Origin of the sequence: Mesorhizobium sp. GbtcB19 (genome assembly GCF_019091085.1) — a bacterium.
Taxonomy (GTDB): Bacteria; Pseudomonadota; Alphaproteobacteria; order Rhizobiales; family Rhizobiaceae; genus Mesorhizobium.
On record NZ_JAGXJY010000070.1, the window covers coordinates 1 to 1063 of the forward strand.

Below are 1063 nucleotides of genomic sequence, written 5' to 3' on the forward strand. Positions count from 1 at the left end.
TTAAAATCAGTATATTCATGAACTATCTTTTTTATATTTTCCCTTTCAGTTTTATAATATTTTTCATCAGTAAGCAACTTCTCTAATTCACAGATAAAATGATTGTATATGTTCACCTTTGGACCAGGAGTCCAAAATTCAAATGGATTTAATAGGAATCCCCTATTATTACGATATTGATCTAAATCTGTATTCAAAAATAATATCGGCTTATCTAATAAAAGATAATCAAAATAAACACTTGAATAATCGGTTATTAACAAATCCGTTTCAGATAATATTTGGTATATATCTAAATTATATTTTGCTAAAAATTCCGAAGTACATAACTTGATATTAGAAAATCCCTCAAATGTTTTTTTATAATACTCTTCCTCTTTAGGGTGTAATTTCACAATAACTGTAATTCTGTTTTTTACTAAATAAGCATTAAATTCATTGATATTCATATCACCTAAACCGAATATATTATATTCCCTGTTTAAATCCGATTCTTCTCTGATATATCCTTTTCTGAATGTCGGCATAAATACCATTAATTTATTGTTTTCACTAACTGAAAAGTATTTCAATATGATGTCTCTCTTTTCTCCTCCCCTCAAATTTAAAAGATCATTTCGTGGGAATCCAGTGATAACATATTTATTATTTATTCCTATACAGGCATTCAATAACGTAGTGTACGTTTCTGAACTAGAAATTACTCGATCTAATGTATCGATTTTCTTTTTATTCATAGTAGTTTCATTTTCTAATAACCCCATTTTTTTCAAGGGTATTCCATGCCATAATTCAATGAATTTTTGTTTCTTTTTCATTTTTTTTATAGGGCCATGCGATGTGATAACAATAGATCCCGTCCCTAAATGCATAGCATTTTCTATCGGTTTTTCCAGCATTTTTTGAAAATTTATATATATTAAACCAAGATCATTATATTCTTTAGTCATAATAACATATAGCACTATCACATTGGAACCTGAACCTGGAGCATAATCTATAAAAATTAATATTTTGGGGTTCATTCTTAAAAAACAGAAAATAATTCTAGCGATTAAAAATG

General features: G+C 27.2%; 1 protein-coding gene. It reads right to left on the minus strand.

What is annotated here, in order from left to right; genetic code table 11:
- A partial coding sequence (locus tag KVT37_RS31610) for a CDP-glycerol glycerophosphotransferase family protein (RefSeq protein WP_217578932.1) occupies positions 1-1063 on the minus strand: 1063 nt, incomplete at both ends.